This is a genomic window from Glaciimonas immobilis (assembly GCF_011947285.1).
GTDB classification, from domain to species: domain Bacteria; phylum Pseudomonadota; class Gammaproteobacteria; order Burkholderiales; family Burkholderiaceae_D; genus Glaciimonas; species Glaciimonas immobilis.
The window spans coordinates 1-15,185 of the sequence record NZ_JAAOZT010000012.1; the positions used below are offsets into that span (position 1 = coordinate 1).

Genomic DNA, 15,185 nt, shown 5'->3' on the forward strand with positions numbered 1-15,185 from the left:
TTACGTCGACTCCCCAGCGACATTGTGCGTTACTACCACCCTTACACTGCCTGGTAAATGCGTATTGCATTTCTAGGTAGGTTAGATGCGCCCGATGCTGAGACAAATTTTCGTAAATCCTGACAACATCAGGATATTTTCTGATATTTTTGCTACTGGTTGCGGGGGCAGGATTTGAACCTACGACCTTCGGGTTATGAGCCCGACGAGCTGCCAGACTGCTCCACCCCGCGTCTGTATTTTTTAGAACTTACGTCGACTCCCCAGCGACATTGTGCGTTACTACCACCCTTACACTGCCTGGTAAATGCGTGTTGCATTTCTAGGTAGGTTAGACGCGCCCGATGCTGGGAAAAATTTTCGTGAATCGCTACAACATCAGGATATTCTCTGATATTTTAAATCTGGTTGCGGGGGCAGGATTTGAACCTACGACCTTCGGGTTATGAGCCCGACGAGCTGCCAGACTGCTCCACCCCGCGTCTGAGGAAAAAGAGTATATAGCGGATTAATTAAAAAAGCAACCGGTATGGATGAAAAGCGCATTTACATTGCGCAGTGATACACTTCACTCTCATGTAGAATCGTCTATCAAACGAAGATATTCTGTTTCAGTACTAATTCTATAATACCAGTTCCCTTCAACCTTTCATGCGCGATGGTGTGCTTTCAAAACGTTGCGCTCAGACCTTAATTCACCGCCTATGAAATACTGCTCCGAATGCGCCCACCCCGTGGCTTTGCAAATCCCCGCGGACGACACGCGCCAACGCTTTGTCTGTGACAATTGTGGAACAATTCACTATCAAAATCCCAAGATGGTGGTTGGCTCTATCCCCGTATGGGAGCATCAGGGCGAAGTCAGCATCTTGCTCTGCAAACGTGCAATAGAGCCTCGTCTTGGCTTCTGGACGCTACCGGCTGGCTTCATGGAAAACGATGAAACCACGGAGGACGCCGCACGCCGCGAGACCGAGGAGGAAGCTGGCGCCAAAATAAAATTACATACGCTATTTTCCATGATCAATGTGCCGCACGTGCATCAGGTACACTTGTTTTATCGTGCGACGCTGCTTGATCTCGATTACGTGGCCGGTATCGAAAGTCTTGAGGTGGAGATGTTCACTGAAGCGCAAATACCGTGGGAAGATATTGCGTTTCCAACGGTTACCTACACGCTAAAATCTTTTTTTGCAGACCTCAAACGAGTGCAAAAAGAGGGTGGCCAGTTTTCACTGCACACCAACGATATTTACAAGCCGATGCGCAGCAAATAAGTTGTAATGAAATTTTATCGGGTGTGGCGAACTGAAAAGCTAGCAACAGCCACCTTTACTCTCTGCTAACTTTTTAATGATGGCAGGAGAAATATATACATGAACAATCCCATCAACGTATCATGCCGCAATGGGGTCCCCCTCCGATTTAGCCGCTACTCCAGCGGATTGTAGCTAGCAATCAATACATCCAGCGGCACTGGGCGACTCAAGATAAAACCCTGAATAAGACTACAACCGTGTTGCCGCAAAAAGGTTAGTTGCTCCTCGGTTTCCACGCCCTCGGCAATGACGCTTAAGTTCATATGACGCCCAAGCTCAATCATTGCACGCACGATCGCCCTGTCCTCGGTCAAGTCCGGCAAACCGTGAACAAAAGAGCGGTCGATTTTGATCGACGAAATAGGTAACCTTTTGAGGCGCGCCAGCGACGAATAACCGACGCCGAAATCGTCCAGACTGATCCCTACACCAAGCTCACGCAAAGCGCGCATCACAGGAATCACTTTATCCGGTTGATGCATTAACATGCCCTCTGTGAGTTCCAGGCAAAGATGATGGGTCGCGATGCCAAACTCGTCTAGAACGACGCTTAACTCATCCGGCAAATCGGTGCTGGTAAATTCCGGCGCGGCCATGTTCACATGCATCTGGAGGTCGCTAAAACCGGCCCGATGCAAGTGAGCAAGATCGTGACAAGCCTGGCGCAACACCCAGCGCCCGATATTAACAATGAGCGCACTTTGCTCTGCAATTGGAATGAAAATATCGGGCCGCACCACCTCACCGCTGGCGCGGCGCCACCGAATAAGCGCTTCAACCGATTGCATGTGGTGCTCGTCACCTTGGAATATAGGCTGGTATTCAAGAAAGAAAGCATTGTCGACAAGCGCCTGACGCAACTCTGCCTCCATCGTCATGCGCTGTGCGACATCGGACTGCTGCGCCGCAAGCGTGTGCGACGTACTGTTCGAAAAAAAACTGAGCGCATTTCGCCCACTTTTTTTAATACGATACATAGCCGCGTCCGCGCTACGTAACAACTCCGGACTGCTCACGCCATTATCGGGGAACACACTGATGCCTACGCTGGCCGACACCGTCATATCGTTGCCATCGAATTTAAACGGCGTACGCGCCGCGGTCAGCACGTCCCCCGCCACCGTCGACAACATGTCTCCAAGCGGCAGCGTCGACAGCCCCGGGATTAGCAAAATCGCAAACTCGTCACCACCGAGTCGACCAACGTAACTTCCAGCTGGCACCAGCGCCTGCAAGCGTTGTGCAAATTCATGCAGCACGACATTACCCGCCTCATGACCAAATGCATCATTGACGGGTTTGAAGCGATCCAGATCAATAAATATCAGACCAAAAGATTTACCGGCTACGGTGGATTCTTCACATGTATTATCGAGCAGGCGATAAAAATACGTTCGGTTGGCTAACTCGGTCAAACCATCAATCTGCGCTAAATGCCGGATGGTTTCTTCCTGTTCCAGGCGTTGTGCGGTCTGGGCAATCAGGACGCCGATTGTTGCAGAGAGAAAAGGTAACTGCGCTTCGCGCTGACGTGCAAGTTTGCTATAAAATTCCAGTACCCCGGGGCTATGCCGTTGACCGCCCTCCGTCACATAAACGACTGGAAAAACATAACCTGACTGCAACCCGGATTTGGCAGCATCTTTGGACCGGAGAAATCCTGGCGTGGCCTCCATATTTTCAATCCAGCTGGCTTCGCCATTTTGCCACACTTTACCAATCGCACCCACGCCGGCCTCCATCCTCTCCCGACAACTTTCTTCTGTGAACGCATCAAGAGGATATGCAGGATCATGCCAGTAATTTTTACAAATAAGCGCGGCAGATTGCGCCTGATCGGATTCCAGTCCCCAGTACGCTCCCCACTCCCATCCTAAATTTTCACAGACAAGCTTAATCACTTTTGTGACGGCTGTTCCGAGCGTATCCGTACTGAGCAAAAATTGGGTGGTCTCGAAGCTCAGGCGTTCACGGATAGCTGCATGCCTGGAGGCTGTCATCTCCATAAGCAAACCACTCCGCAATATTTGCTGTCCCGATAATTGAGGTGACGACAACAGCCGAAACCAGCGCATCCCGTCGATTTTGCGTATGACGCGAAACTCATTCTCAATCGACTGTCCGCCTGTAGTCGCGGCTTGCAACGCAGCGCGCAACAAAGGTAAGTCATCCGATAACACATGCACAAAACAGCTTTCTAACGCAGGATACCAGCCTGCTTCTACCCCGAGCATGATAGCGGCATTTGCGGAGAGGACCAATTGACCAGAATCGACGTGGAACCACCAACGTCCGAACGAGGCAGCCTGTTCGCTAAAATCTGTTGCAAGCGCCTGAACAAGGACCGGTTGCAATAATGGCGTGACTGGGTAATTCTGCGAACTGTCCACGAAATCGCTCGATAGGGCCGAGGGAGAGGAATCATGCATAAAGGCTCGTCTCAATGTCTTGGATAAAGTAAATGTAATGTTGCATTGCAACTTTGAGGCCACCGATAACTTCTCAAAAGCGAGAAATTTCGCCCTTGAATCGCATTAGATCGCTGAAAACGCACCTTCCTGGTGCGTCAGAAGTAATTTAATCCCGTTCTAGCGCAACTCAAATCTAAAACGTGCGCGCACGGTAAACGTCATTATTATGGCAAAATCGTCTTAGCCTTATTTACGATGCACCGGGCGAGCGCCAGTGGGTAAAAATAGCGCGGAGAAACCGGAATGGTCCTGAGACCATGAGGATTTTAGGACCCCCCTACCCACCCATCACGTCTTCGCAGCAAGAGCGTGAACGAATTCTCGGGAAGTTACTCCCCGTTTCGCATCTCTGCCGACTAAATGTGGGTCGCTTAAAGCACTACCAACAGCTTGTATTTTTTTACGCCAAATTAACACACTATTAACATGACATCAACGCGCCACTACCCCTATATTACGACACAGGCTGGGAGCGCCTAGCACTGCAAACAATACAGATTAATTATGAGAAACATATCACAAAAGGCTCTCAAGCACACTAATATACGCGGTATTGAGGCGCGATCGACGAGGCTGTTGCAATGATTCCATGGTTAGAAATTGATACGCCATTTCCCGATGTATCGGAAGCGTTAAGCGAGGCTGACGGCGCCCCCGGGCTTTTGGCGGCGGGTGCAAATTTATCTCCCCAGCGTTTGCTGAATGCATATAGGCATGGGATATTTCCCTGGTTCTCTGAAAACCAGCCTATTTTATGGTGGAGTACAGATCCTCGTATGGTGCTGCAAACGGATCGGTTTAAGATATCCCCCAGTTTACGGAAGACCCTAAAAAAAATTCATCGCAGCACCTGCGAGCGGCGCTGGCAGATTCGCTTTGATTTTGCTTTTGAGCAGGTTATGCGCGCCTGCGCAGCGCCACGGCGCGACAGTCAGGGAACATGGATTTCAGAGCAAATCGTTGAGGGTTATCGCGCGCTTCATCATTTGGGATACGCTCACTCTGCCGAAGTATGGCTGGACGGCAAACTGGTCGGTGGTGCGTATGGCGTTAGTATTGGTCGTATGTTTTATGGCGAATCGATGTTCGCCCGCGTTCCCGACGCGTCTAAAATAGCATTGGCCTATCTCGTACATTTTCTACGCCAAAACGGTGTCAGGATGATTGACTGTCAGCAAGAAACCCCTCATCTTGCATCACTTGGCGCGACGCCGATTTCTCGCGACGCGTTCATGCATCATTTGCAGGAAGCAATCCAGTACCCGCAAATCCGTAACTGGCGGCCAATGAGTTTGTTCACTGATTAAAACGCTACCGAAAAGCAAACACAAACAATCCAAAAAGGAGCGTGTTTGGCAAAAGCTTAGTAAAATCGATCATACGATGAAAGAATTGGTGAGCTGGTTCATCTGGAGCAGCGTCGCCTTCACGGTGTAAATTAGCGTTATCGAAGAGGTCAGGATACGATATGACACACTTACAAGATTTGCCATTTTCAACCCTGCAATTTTATGCCACCGCGCCCTACGCCTGTAGTTATCTGGACGGTCGGCAGGCGCGTTCGCTGGTGGCGACACCATCTCATCTGATCAACGCAGATGTTTATTCCGAGCTGGTGAAAAATGGTTTTCGTCGCAGTGGTATTTTTACTTATCGCCCGTGTTGCGATGGCTGTCGTGCCTGCACGCCGGTGCGGACGCTGGTCAATACATTTACTCCCAATCGCAGCCAACGCCGCGCCTGGGAAAAGCATCGCCATCTGACCGGCCTGGTGACTAACCTCGCCTATGTGCACGAGCATTACGCGTTGTATCTGCGCTATCAAATTTCTCGCCATGCGGGCGGCGGGATGGATCAGGACAGCAGAGATCAATATGCACAGTTTTTGTTGCAAAGCAAAGTCAACACCCGTTTGGTTGAATTCAGAGAGCACGATGGTACCTTGCGAATGGTCAGTATCATCGACGTCCTTAATGATGGCCTGTCGTCGGTATACACGTTCTACGATCCTGATATTGCCGGTGCGTCATACGGTACTTACAACATTTTGTGGCAAATCAAACAGGCCCAACAACTGGCGATGCCTTACGTATATTTAGGCTATTGGATCAAGGACAGCCCCAAAATGGCTTACAAAATTAACTTCAGGCCATTGGAAGCGCTACAGGAAAACAAGTGGCGTGCGTTAGAATAGTCGATTACGCCAAATATTAAAATTTCCCCGCATAATTTACGCATAAGTCGGCTAATGAATTAGCCGTCGGTATCTGCGACTTTTAGCAACTACCAGGTTAGCGGAATGACCAAATAACTAAATAGGGCAATTATTGCCGCCTTCTGCAGTGCAGTTCCGCCGCTCTTTTTAGTTATGTGAGTGTTACTCTGTTACTCAAGTTACTCAACGCAGCCCTCCGACGCACACTACAAATTCCACACTACTCAACTATCGTGCCTTCAAAATTCCTGTATTCCCTTGCCCGTCCCGCCCTATTCTCCCTCGACGCCGAAGCAGCGCACCATCTGACCATGACCGGATTACGCCGCATTGACTCACTGGGATTCACCGCGCTGATAACAAAACCAGCCCCTGATCCAAGGATAGTGATGGGCATTACCTTCCCCAACCCGGTCGGATTAGCCGCTGGTCTTGACAAGGATGGCGCCTCTATTGATGCATTGGCGGCTTTGGGATTCGGTTCAATTGAAATCGGTACCGTGACCCCAAAAGGCCAGCCCGGCAATCCGCGTCCGCGCATGTTTCGGCTGCCAGCGGCCAATGCCATTATCAATCGTATGGGATTTAATAATGGCGGCGTTGATGCTTTTGTCAAAAACGTGCAATCGTCGAAATTCTATCAAGAAGGCACCGGCGTGCTCGGCCTGAATATCGGAAAAAATGCAGCAACGCCGATTGAAAATGCTGCAGACGATTATTTGCATTGCCTTGAAAAAGTCTATCCTTATGCAAGTTATGTCACCGTCAATATTTCTTCTCCCAACACCAAAAACCTGCGGCAATTACAAGGTGCGTCCGAGCTTGATGCGCTATTAGCGCAACTCAAGGACGCCCAGCAAAGATTGGCAGATCAGCATAAACGGTATGTCCCCGTGGCATTAAAAATCGCACCGGATATCGATGCAGAGCAAATTAAAACAATCGCCGCTGCCTTGTTGCGACACAAGATGGACGGCGTCATCGCGACCAACACCACCATCACGCGCGATGCTGTCAAGGGGCTGCCACATGAAAACGAAGCTGGCGGTTTGTCCGGTGCGCCGGTGTTTGAGTTATCCAATGCCGTAGTACGTCAACTGCGCGCAGAGCTAGGCGATAGCGTGCCGATCATTGGCGTCGGTGGCATTTTGAGCGGCGCAGATGCACAAACAAAAATGGCGGCTGGCGCAGCATTAGTCCAGCTTTATAGCGGACTAATCTATCGCGGACCGGCACTCATACGGGAATGCGCCAACGCGCTTCGGAAAAGACCACTGAGATAACAGGCGTCTCGGAATAAGGATAGGCATAATTTGCCATAAGGGTACCAAATTGGCACTAGAAGCGAACAAGTGTGCGTCATACATGCCGGGATGGGCCTATCGCGTCATAGCGCGCCGCAGGATGAAGCTGATGCCGTCGACCGCTGCGACCATGACCAGCATCGCAACAATAACGCTAGCGGCCTGATGCATCTGAAACAGGGACAGATGGTACTTCAGCATCTGTCCCAGACCGCCAGCACCAACGACGCCCAGTATCGCTGCAGCACGAATATTATTTTCCCACCGATACAATGTATACGACATCATTTGCGGCAACGTCTGCGGCAAAGTGGTATATAAAAACGCCGGCAAAGCGCGTACGCCATTGGTCCGCAACGTGGACTCGGGTAGCGGCGAAGTATTTTCATAGGCATCAGCGAACAACCGCCCCAACACGCCGGACGTATGCGCCGCTAACGCCATCGTGCCAGCGAATGGTCCCAGACCTGCCGCGATCAGCAGAATCGACGCCCACACCAGTTCAGGAATGGAGCGCAAGACATTCAGCAACGTTCTGGTGCCAGCCCGTGCAATAGTGCCGAAGCGACCACTGGCCACCAACCCTAGTGCGACACCGGCAAAGGCCGCCAGGACTGTCCCCAGCGCCGACATCGACAATGTTTCCGCCGTGCCCAGCGCGATCTTACGCAAAAAAGGCACACTGATATCCGGTGGCGCAAACCCGTGCAAAAATTCACCGGTCGTCCGTAGCGCCTCTTGCGTAAAAAACGCACTCCACATCAATGAAAGAGAAAGAAAACTTGCTGCAACCAAGCCCAGCAAGCCACACAACAATGCAACGGTTGAAAACCGCCAACGCGGTGCTAACGGTAACTGAGGTACTTGCGGCGGGTCAGGCAACCGGACCGACATAGAGGACGTAGATTGATCGATCGCTATTTTCACTCCAGCCTCCCGCGCAACATTTTACTGACCGCATCCGCACTCGCAACCAACAATACAAATACTAATAACATGGTCGACAACTCGGCGCCCGCCATCATCTTCATCGATTCGTCAATACGCTGACCGAGACCGCCCGCACCGACAAAGCCCATTACTACCGAGCCACGGATGGCGCATTCCCAGCGATAAACAGTGTACGACACCAATTCCGCTGCGCACTCCGGCAGCGCGCCATATACCAATGCGGTCAAACGCCCGCTGCCGTTCTTTAGCAAGGTGTCGGTCGCATGCGAATCGGATGACTCCAAAATTTCTGCATACACCTTCCCCAGCATCCCGCAATAAGTCAATGCGATGGCGATCACACCGGCGGTTGGGCCTAAACCAACGATCCGCACCATTAACAAAGCCCACACCAGTTCGGGCACGCTACGCAACAATACCAACAGCCAGCGCACTAGCTGTCGGACCGATTGGGCCAGCCAACCCATGCGGCCCGTGCCTATGCGAGATATCGATAAGTGCGCGGTGATCAGCACCGTCATGGGTATCGCCGCCAGCATCGCCAGCGTCATGCCGACCGTGGCCATGGCGACGGTTTCCCATGTGGCACTGGCAACCATTCTCAGGAAGGCGAGAGAGTGTGCAGGAGGAACAAAACTAGAGAGAAATGTGCCGGTCGCATTCAGACTTTGAGCGTCCAGCAAGGTCCAGGGTTTGAATTCGCTGAGGACCAACATCGGCCATAAAAGCAAAAGTGCGACGATGGTGAGCATGATCCGGCCACGCCAGGCAGGGTCCCGATATCGATCAGTATGCACTAAAGGTACCATCACGGAATGTGGGCGCATAACTTAGCAACGCGGAACTAATGCGCCCGGCACCAGCGCTGGTGCTGGTCTTGGTGCCGATGCATCACTTGGGTCCGTCGCAAAATATTCGTTATCCTGCGCAGCGCCGGTGTCGTTTGAATAATTTAAGTCATCGATCGTTCTATTGTGGTTGCGATACAGTGCATCAATCATGGCATCGGTCACATCATCGCGCGCAGCATCAAACATAATACGGCCGTCCCGCAGCCCTACAATCCGGGGAAAATGAGACCGTGCCAAAGTAACCTGATGCAAACTACAGATGAGCGTGGCGCCCCGCCCGGTGGCTTCCTGTTGCAGTACCGCCAAAGTGTGCAATGCCAACGCAGGATCCAGCGCAGAGAGCGGTTCATCCACCAACAACAAATCCGCCTGACTAATCAACAAGCGGGCGATCCCACAGCGCTGGCGCTCACCCCCGGATAAACGATCCACGCGCGCGTACAATTTATCCTGCAACTGGACTTTGGCCAGTGCATTGAAAGCGGCAACCGGGTCAACCGGCTTGACCAATGATTTTAACGCCTGCCAAAACCCCCACCCCGGTAATAACCCTGCCAGTACCGCGCTGACCACACGTTGGCGTGGCGGCAATGGTGGCGTTTGCGGTGCCAAAAAAAGCCGGGCGCGCATTGCATGCCGGGCGGCACTACTCAAATCCCACGGGTCGTTGTCAAATAAAGATATGCTGCCCTGATCGGGTTTCAGGGCGCAGGCCAGTGTGTGTAGCAATGTCGTCTTGCCCGCGCCGGATGGCCCGATCAGGGCGATTTGCTCTCCCTGATCAACGGTCAACGTCAAATCTCGCAACGCCAGCGCAGCATCAATAGCGCCGGGGTGACGGACGGACAGATTAAGTAAGGTAAGCGTCATGTTAAAAATGTTGACCGAGTACGGATTATCTCAACAAACCGGCATTGCGCGCCGCACTTTCAATCGAAGTATAGTTTTCCGCTTTGGTCGTGATAAACCGCGTGGTCCGCTGCAAATCGAGAATTTCTTTGTCTTGCGGATTATCTTTATTTAACGCCAAAAATGCGTCCGTGATCTTCTTGCGCAACACTGGATTCATATCCGAACGGACGCTCCAGTTATAGTCGTAATAACCCGGCGTGGTATAAAACACGCGCACGACTTTTGGATCAACCTTGCCTTCGGCAATCAGCTTTTCCCATACCGAGATATTCAAAGCACCAGCGTCCACTTTGCCCCCTGTGACGGCAGCGACGGTGGCATCGTGCGCGCCCGAAAAGGCGATACGCTTCATGTCGACGTCAGGATTAACGTGTGCGGCCAGCAAATAAAAGCGTGGCATCAAATGGCCGGATGTGGAGGATTCAGAGCCGAAAGTGAAATTTTTACCTTTCAAATCCTCCAGTTTGTTGATCGATTTATTGGTTGTAACAAACACTGACTCAAATTTTTGATCTTCTTCGCGCTGAACAATAGGAATGACTTTGCCGCCGCTACGCGCATTTGCCTGTACGAAGGTAAAGCCCCCAAACCAAACCATGTCCAGCTTGTTGTTGATCAGGCCTTCGACCGACGCGGCATAGTCGGTCACGGGCGTGAACTCAATTTTCATGTTCAGCTTTTTCTCAAGATAAGCGCCTAGCGGCTTAAACTTGCGCTGCAACTCGGTCGGTGCCTCGTCCGGAATCGCCGATACGCGCAACACTTGCTGTGCGTACACCAGACCGGTGGCGCTCAGCGAGAGTGCAGCCAACGCGGTTGCTAATAACGATTTCATACCGGACAGAGAATAAAGTCGAGTCATAATGCGGCCTTAGGCTGTAAAGTAATGTTTATATAAAACAGTGAAAACAATCAGGTATTTTATTCAGCAACTTTGCGAGGGTGCGCTGCACCGGGTGCCAAAGTCACGGCATTACGTTTATACCGATAACGTTTGCTTGCGCGTCGTCCTTTTCACCCATTTCGCCCACCACTGCAGCAGCGGCAAAACCTTCGCGCTGGAATAGTGCCAACACTGCATCAACCGTATCAGGTGCGCAGGCAACCAATAATCCGCCGGATGTTTGCGGGTCCGACAATAGCGCTTTTTGCACCGCAGTGATGCCTTCAGTTAACGCCACTTCATGACCGTAGCCATCCCAGTTGCGTCCTGAAGCACCCGTGATATAACCTTGTTCAGCCAGACGCTGCACATCAGGCAGCAAAGGAATCTGTTGCATGTTCAGCGTTGCGGTCAGTTTGGCGGCACGCGCCAGTTCCAGCAAGTGTCCCAATAACCCAAACCCGGTGACATCGGTCAGCGCGTGAACGCCATCCAGCTCCGCCAGCAGTTTACCCGGCTTATTCAGTTTGGTGGTGTTCTCGATCAGCGCCGCGTAACCTTGAGCATCCAACGCGTCTTTTTTTAGGGCCGCTGACAAGATCCCGACACCAATGGGTTTGCCCAGAATAATCTTGTCACCCGCCTTGGCCCCGGCATTGCGTTTAATTTTGGATGGGTGCACCAATCCCAGTACCACCAGGCCATAAATCGGCTCTACCGAGTCAATCGTGTGGCCGCCAGCAATAGGGATGCCAGCCTCGGCACAAATCGACTCGCCGCCTTTAAGAATGCGCCCGATCACTTCTATCGGCAATTTATCAATCGGCATGCCGACCAATGCCAGCGCCATAATAGGCGTCCCGCCCATCGCATACACGTCGGAAATTGCATTAGTGGCCGCGATACGTCCAAAATCATAAGGATCATCCACGATCGGCATAAAAAAATCAGTGGTTGCAATCAACGCTTGCTGGTCGTTCAATTTGTAGACCGCAGCATCGTCGGCGGTTTCAATGCCGACCATTAACTCCTTCGGCACCGCAAACCCCGTAGAATTTTTCAAAATCTCCGCGAGTACGCCAGGTGCAATCTTGCACCCACAACCGCCGCCGTGGGAGAAAGAGGTCAACTTGACCGGCGACGTGGTCGTGGGTCCACTGCTCGGGGCGGCGCTATCAACAATTTGATCGGTCATGTCAATCCTCCAATAAAGTAACTAAGTAAATATAGATGGATTTGCTGCAACGTGTCCGCAAAGGGATCGTCATACCGGACGATGCAACGCGCGCGCCGCTGCCTCAAACGCCTCATCGGAAATATCGGGTAACTCCAGCACTTGCGCATCACCGAATTGCGCGAAATTACGTTTGATCGACTGCAAGTAGGCCGGATCATAGTGCTTAACCAATAACGCCTCAACCAATTCTTCCATATTGCCATCAAGCGCCATTTTTTGCCAACGCGCTATCGTATCCCGCCCGTGTAGCGCAGTCAGACAACTTAACTGCGTATTTAACAAAGCTGGGTCGGTGACAAAATGCAGATAGTCGTCCATCAGCAATTGAACCCGATCCGGCTGTGCCAGCGCAAGCGCAATGCAGGACGAACCGCGCATATTATTCATCAACGCGTCTGGAACCCGCAGATTGCCAACCTTTTTACTTTCCGACTCCGCAAAAACAGGATAGGCCGGATCAAAATGTTGCAATAAGTGCCAAATACTACTCTCAAAAGCTTTTTGCGAGGGTTGTGATGTCGTCGGCAGGTTGCCGAGCACCGAACCACGATGTGCAGCTAATTGCTCCAGATCAAGTACCTGCGCGCCTTGCGACGCCAGCACCTGCAACAAACGGCTTTTCCCGCTGCCGGTGGGACCACACACCACGTTATAGGTAAAACGTGCCGCGTGCTCCGCCAGACTTGCGCTGACATGACGGCGGTACTCCTTATATCCGCCGTCCAACTGGACCACCGGCCAACCGATTTTTGCGAGAATATGCGCCATCGCACCACTTCTGTTACCGCCACGCCAGCAATAAATCAACGGCTTCCAATCCTTGGGCTTATCAATAAATAACGTCTCAATGTGCGTAGCGATGTTGCGGGCAATCAATGCAGCACCTAATTTTTTGGCCTCAAAGACATTTACCTGCTTGTACATGGTACCCACTTGCACTCTTTCGGCATCAGTCAGCACCGGACAATTAACAGCGCCGGGAATGTGATCCTCGGCAAATTCGCCCGGGCTGCGGGCATCAATAATTGCATCGAAATCCTCCAGTTGCGGCAGGATATCGGCAAAAGACAGTAGCGCTGGATACTTCATGTTGCGGCTTTTTCGGAAAGCGAGGATCGGGAGTTAAAATTATCTGGCATGGCTTGGTGTGAGAACAAATCGTCACTAAAAATAAATAAACTATTGCACAATTGCAACGACTAGCATGATTGTATTATGTAACAGCTTTATGTCCGCTGCGCAAAGCCTGCAGTATATATAAAATTAGTTGCATAAAATTAGTTGCATAAAATTAGTTGCATGAGATTAGTTGCATAGAATTAGTTGCCTGAACTTTACTGGCATAAACGCATGAGGCTCTCTGGTAGGAAGTGGTTTTCCAGTACAAGTCTATCAATGATCATTTGCGGGGAGGCATTAAATACTGAACTGGCAGACGACGTTGATTGTCTATAACTTGCCGAACGGCCAAAGAGCAAAGAGTCCGCTGGCCATATTAATGCAACGCACAGATTACCTAATAATAGATTGCGCAATTACCAACCAGTCTCAAAAATCATCCCGAAAGCGACATCGCCATGCAATCAAGACGACGTAGACTGATTAAAGCCATGCTATCCACATGCCTTACCGGCGTGACGCTCATCAGTCTGACAGCCAGCAAAACCGCGGCGAGCGCGGGATATAACGTATGGACTAACGACTACACATTACCATTGCCGGTTTTACAACGGGCGATAGAACAGCAATTTCCTGCGACCTTACAATACGCGCAGATATTTGAAATTTACTTGAGCCATCCACGTTTGGCGATGAATGTTGCCGAGAATCGCATCGTGACGGTCCTTAATTTAAAGGTTATCAGCAATCTTCTGCTGGCGACACCTATCACTGGCACGCTAACACTCAGCAGTCGCCTCAAATACGATCCGCCAACCCGCGCAATTCGACTGGACGCACCGCGCGTAGATCGGGTGGACGTCGGCAGCGTCGGCGCACAATATTCGCAACAATTAAATGCCATCGGCGCAGTCGTGGCCGAGCAAGTGTTAAACAATTATCCAATCTACACGTTCAAGCCCGACGAGTTGCGTTTAGGCCAAAAAACCTTTGAACCCGGAACCATCACCATGCAGGCAGACAGCATTGTAGTGCAGGTCAAAGAAACCTGAGCGCTGCAACTTCAAGCGACATTTCAATCGGACCCATCTATTGCATTCCATAAAAATGGCACCCATATAAACTGGTAAAGAGGTAAAAGCGACGGTGGGGACGGCCAATCCGGACGGCCAGTTTGGACAGCCAACATGGCTAGCATCAATATTAGCGATCTACGCACCGCGCAAAACGACACCTATAACTCAAGGAGCGCGATATGACAACACCAATGAAAATAGACTTTGTATCCGATGTTTCGTGCCCATGGTGCGTGATCGGATTGAATTCTCTGCAAGAAGCGCTGACCAGCATCGGGCCCGAGATCGCCGCCGAACTGCATTTTCAGCCTTTCGAGCTAAATCCGGACATGCCACCCGAAGGCCAGGACATAGGCGAGCACCTATCCGAAAAATACGGTTCAACCCCGGAGCAACGGGAGCAAAGCGGCAATATGATCCGCGAGCGCGGGGCAAAAGGCGGCTTTGTCTTTAATATGGACAAGCGTAGTCGCATCTACAACACCTTCGATGCGCATCGTTTACTGCACTGGGCCGAGTTGGAAGGAAAGCAAATCGCCCTCAAGCGTGCGCTGTTTGATGCCTATTTTACCGAAGGAAAAAATCCGGGCGATCATCACGTCCTGATAGCGCTAGCGGAATCAGTGGGACTCGATAGCAATAAAGCCAGAGAAATTTTATCGTCCGATACGTTCGCGAAAGAAGTCCGGGCCCAGGAGCGCCGTTATCTCGACAGCGGGATCCACTCTGTACCGGCGGTGATTATCAATGACCGCTTCCTGATTCAAGGCGGGCAGCCAACAGAAGAGTTTGAACGGGTGTTACGAGAAATCGCCGCTACCGTGTGATTTTTGGGCATGGCGGAAAT

At 51.3% G+C, this 15,185-nt stretch carries 13 protein-coding genes and 2 tRNA genes; 6 read left to right on the forward strand and 9 right to left on the reverse strand.

The features are described 5' to 3' along the window. Positions 1 to 156: 156 nt before the first annotated feature. A tRNA-Met gene (locus tag HAV38_RS17125) sits at positions 157 to 233 on the reverse strand. A gap of 172 nt (positions 234 to 405) precedes the next feature. Beyond that, a tRNA-Met gene (locus tag HAV38_RS17130) sits at positions 406 to 482 on the reverse strand. A 222-nt stretch (positions 483 to 704) separates the two neighbouring features. On the opposite strand from HAV38_RS17130, the gene HAV38_RS17135 reads away from it, so the two are divergent. Then, positions 705 to 1,277, forward strand: coding sequence for an NUDIX hydrolase (locus HAV38_RS17135; RefSeq protein ID WP_168056616.1), 573 nt, complete (start codon positions 705 to 707; stop codon positions 1,275 to 1,277). A gap of 155 nt (positions 1,278 to 1,432) precedes the next feature. Here HAV38_RS17135 and HAV38_RS17140 read toward each other — a convergent pair whose 3' ends face one another. Then, positions 1,433 to 3,748 carry a putative bifunctional diguanylate cyclase/phosphodiesterase gene (locus tag HAV38_RS17140; RefSeq protein ID WP_168056617.1) on the reverse strand — a complete coding sequence of 772 codons (2,316 nt, stop codon included), beginning with the start codon at positions 3,746 to 3,748 and terminating at the stop codon, positions 1,433 to 1,435. A gap of 623 nt (positions 3,749 to 4,371) precedes the next feature. On the opposite strand from HAV38_RS17140, the gene aat reads away from it, so the two are divergent. The 3 genes from aat (at position 4,372) to HAV38_RS17155 (ending at position 7,288) form a co-directional block, all read left to right on the forward strand. Then, positions 4,372 to 5,097, forward strand: a complete 726-nt coding sequence (gene aat / locus HAV38_RS17145) for a leucyl/phenylalanyl-tRNA--protein transferase (protein ID WP_168056618.1) — start codon at positions 4,372 to 4,374, stop codon at positions 5,095 to 5,097. A gap of 161 nt (positions 5,098 to 5,258) precedes the next feature. Next, the gene (locus HAV38_RS17150; protein WP_168056619.1) at positions 5,259 to 5,984 is read left to right on the forward strand and encodes an arginyltransferase; all 726 of its coding nucleotides are present in this window, start codon (positions 5,259 to 5,261) and stop codon (positions 5,982 to 5,984) included. Between the two features lie 254 nt (positions 5,985 to 6,238). Next, a complete protein-coding gene (locus HAV38_RS17155) occupies positions 6,239 to 7,288 on the forward strand; it encodes a quinone-dependent dihydroorotate dehydrogenase (RefSeq protein ID WP_168056620.1) in 1,050 nt (349 codons plus the stop codon). Positions 7,289 to 7,384: 96 nt separating this feature from the next. On the opposite strand, the gene phnE is transcribed toward HAV38_RS17155, so the two are convergent. The 6 genes from phnE to mnmH all read right to left on the reverse strand — a co-directional run bounded on the left by phnE (position 7,385) and on the right by mnmH (position 13,232). Then, positions 7,385 to 8,203: a phosphonate ABC transporter, permease protein PhnE gene (phnE, locus tag HAV38_RS17160; protein WP_168056925.1), complete on the reverse strand. Its 819-nt coding sequence runs from the start codon at positions 8,201 to 8,203 to the stop codon at positions 7,385 to 7,387. Positions 8,204 to 8,232: 29 nt separating this feature from the next. Then, entirely contained in the window at positions 8,233 to 9,087 is an 855-nt protein-coding gene (locus tag HAV38_RS17165) for a PhnE/PtxC family ABC transporter permease (RefSeq protein ID WP_245182416.1), read from the reverse strand. A gap of 3 nt (positions 9,088 to 9,090) precedes the next feature. Further along, entirely contained in the window at positions 9,091 to 9,981 is an 891-nt protein-coding gene (locus HAV38_RS17170) for a phosphonate ABC transporter ATP-binding protein (protein ID WP_168056621.1), read from the reverse strand. A 25-nt stretch (positions 9,982 to 10,006) separates the two neighbouring features. Then, positions 10,007 to 10,885 (reverse strand): putative selenate ABC transporter substrate-binding protein, encoded by an 879-nt coding sequence (locus tag HAV38_RS17175; RefSeq protein ID WP_168056622.1) that lies wholly within the window; start codon positions 10,883 to 10,885, stop codon positions 10,007 to 10,009. A gap of 103 nt (positions 10,886 to 10,988) precedes the next feature. Beyond that, a complete protein-coding gene (selD, locus tag HAV38_RS17180; RefSeq protein WP_168056623.1) occupies positions 10,989 to 12,101 on the reverse strand; it encodes a selenide, water dikinase SelD in 1,113 nt (370 codons plus the stop codon). Positions 12,102 to 12,170: 69 nt separating this feature from the next. Next, positions 12,171 to 13,232, reverse strand: a complete 1,062-nt coding sequence (gene mnmH / locus HAV38_RS17185; RefSeq protein ID WP_168056624.1) for a tRNA 2-selenouridine(34) synthase MnmH — start codon at positions 13,230 to 13,232, stop codon at positions 12,171 to 12,173. 521 nt (positions 13,233 to 13,753) lie between these two features. Here mnmH and HAV38_RS17190 point away from each other — a divergent pair. Both HAV38_RS17190 and HAV38_RS17195 read left to right on the forward strand, forming a co-directional pair. After that, on the forward strand, positions 13,754 to 14,314 hold the full coding sequence (locus tag HAV38_RS17190; RefSeq protein WP_245182418.1) for a DUF1439 domain-containing protein: 561 nt from the start codon (positions 13,754 to 13,756) through the stop codon (positions 14,312 to 14,314). Positions 14,315 to 14,517: 203 nt separating this feature from the next. Next, on the forward strand, positions 14,518 to 15,165 hold the full coding sequence (locus HAV38_RS17195) for a DsbA family oxidoreductase (RefSeq protein ID WP_168056626.1): 648 nt from the start codon (positions 14,518 to 14,520) through the stop codon (positions 15,163 to 15,165). The last annotated feature ends 20 nt before the right edge of the window (positions 15,166 to 15,185 follow it).

Excerpts from the sequence above, each read along its gene's own strand:
- mnmH (WP_168056624.1), bottom strand. The coding sequence starts at position 13,232 with ATGAAGTATCCAGCGCTACTGTCTTTTGCCGATATCCTGCCGCAACTG.
- HAV38_RS17165 (WP_245182416.1), bottom strand. The coding sequence starts at position 9,087 with ATGCGCCCACATTCCGTGATGGTACCTTTAGTGCATACTGATCGATAT.
- HAV38_RS17190 (WP_245182418.1), top strand. The coding sequence starts at position 13,754 with ATGCTATCCACATGCCTTACCGGCGTGACGCTCATCAGTCTGACAGCC.
- selD (WP_168056623.1), bottom strand. The coding sequence starts at position 12,101 with ATGACCGATCAAATTGTTGATAGCGCCGCCCCGAGCAGTGGACCCACG.
- phnE (WP_168056925.1), bottom strand. The coding sequence starts at position 8,203 with ATGTCGGTCCGGTTGCCTGACCCGCCGCAAGTACCTCAGTTACCGTTA.
- HAV38_RS17140 (WP_168056617.1), bottom strand. The coding sequence starts at position 3,748 with ATGCATGATTCCTCTCCCTCGGCCCTATCGAGCGATTTCGTGGACAGT.
- aat (WP_168056618.1), top strand. The coding sequence starts at position 4,372 with ATGATTCCATGGTTAGAAATTGATACGCCATTTCCCGATGTATCGGAA.
- HAV38_RS17170 (WP_168056621.1), bottom strand. The coding sequence starts at position 9,981 with ATGACGCTTACCTTACTTAATCTGTCCGTCCGTCACCCCGGCGCTATT.
- HAV38_RS17175 (WP_168056622.1), bottom strand. The coding sequence starts at position 10,885 with ATGACTCGACTTTATTCTCTGTCCGGTATGAAATCGTTATTAGCAACC.
- HAV38_RS17195 (WP_168056626.1), top strand. The coding sequence starts at position 14,518 with ATGACAACACCAATGAAAATAGACTTTGTATCCGATGTTTCGTGCCCA.
- HAV38_RS17135 (WP_168056616.1), top strand. The coding sequence starts at position 705 with ATGAAATACTGCTCCGAATGCGCCCACCCCGTGGCTTTGCAAATCCCC.
- HAV38_RS17150 (WP_168056619.1), top strand. The coding sequence starts at position 5,259 with ATGACACACTTACAAGATTTGCCATTTTCAACCCTGCAATTTTATGCC.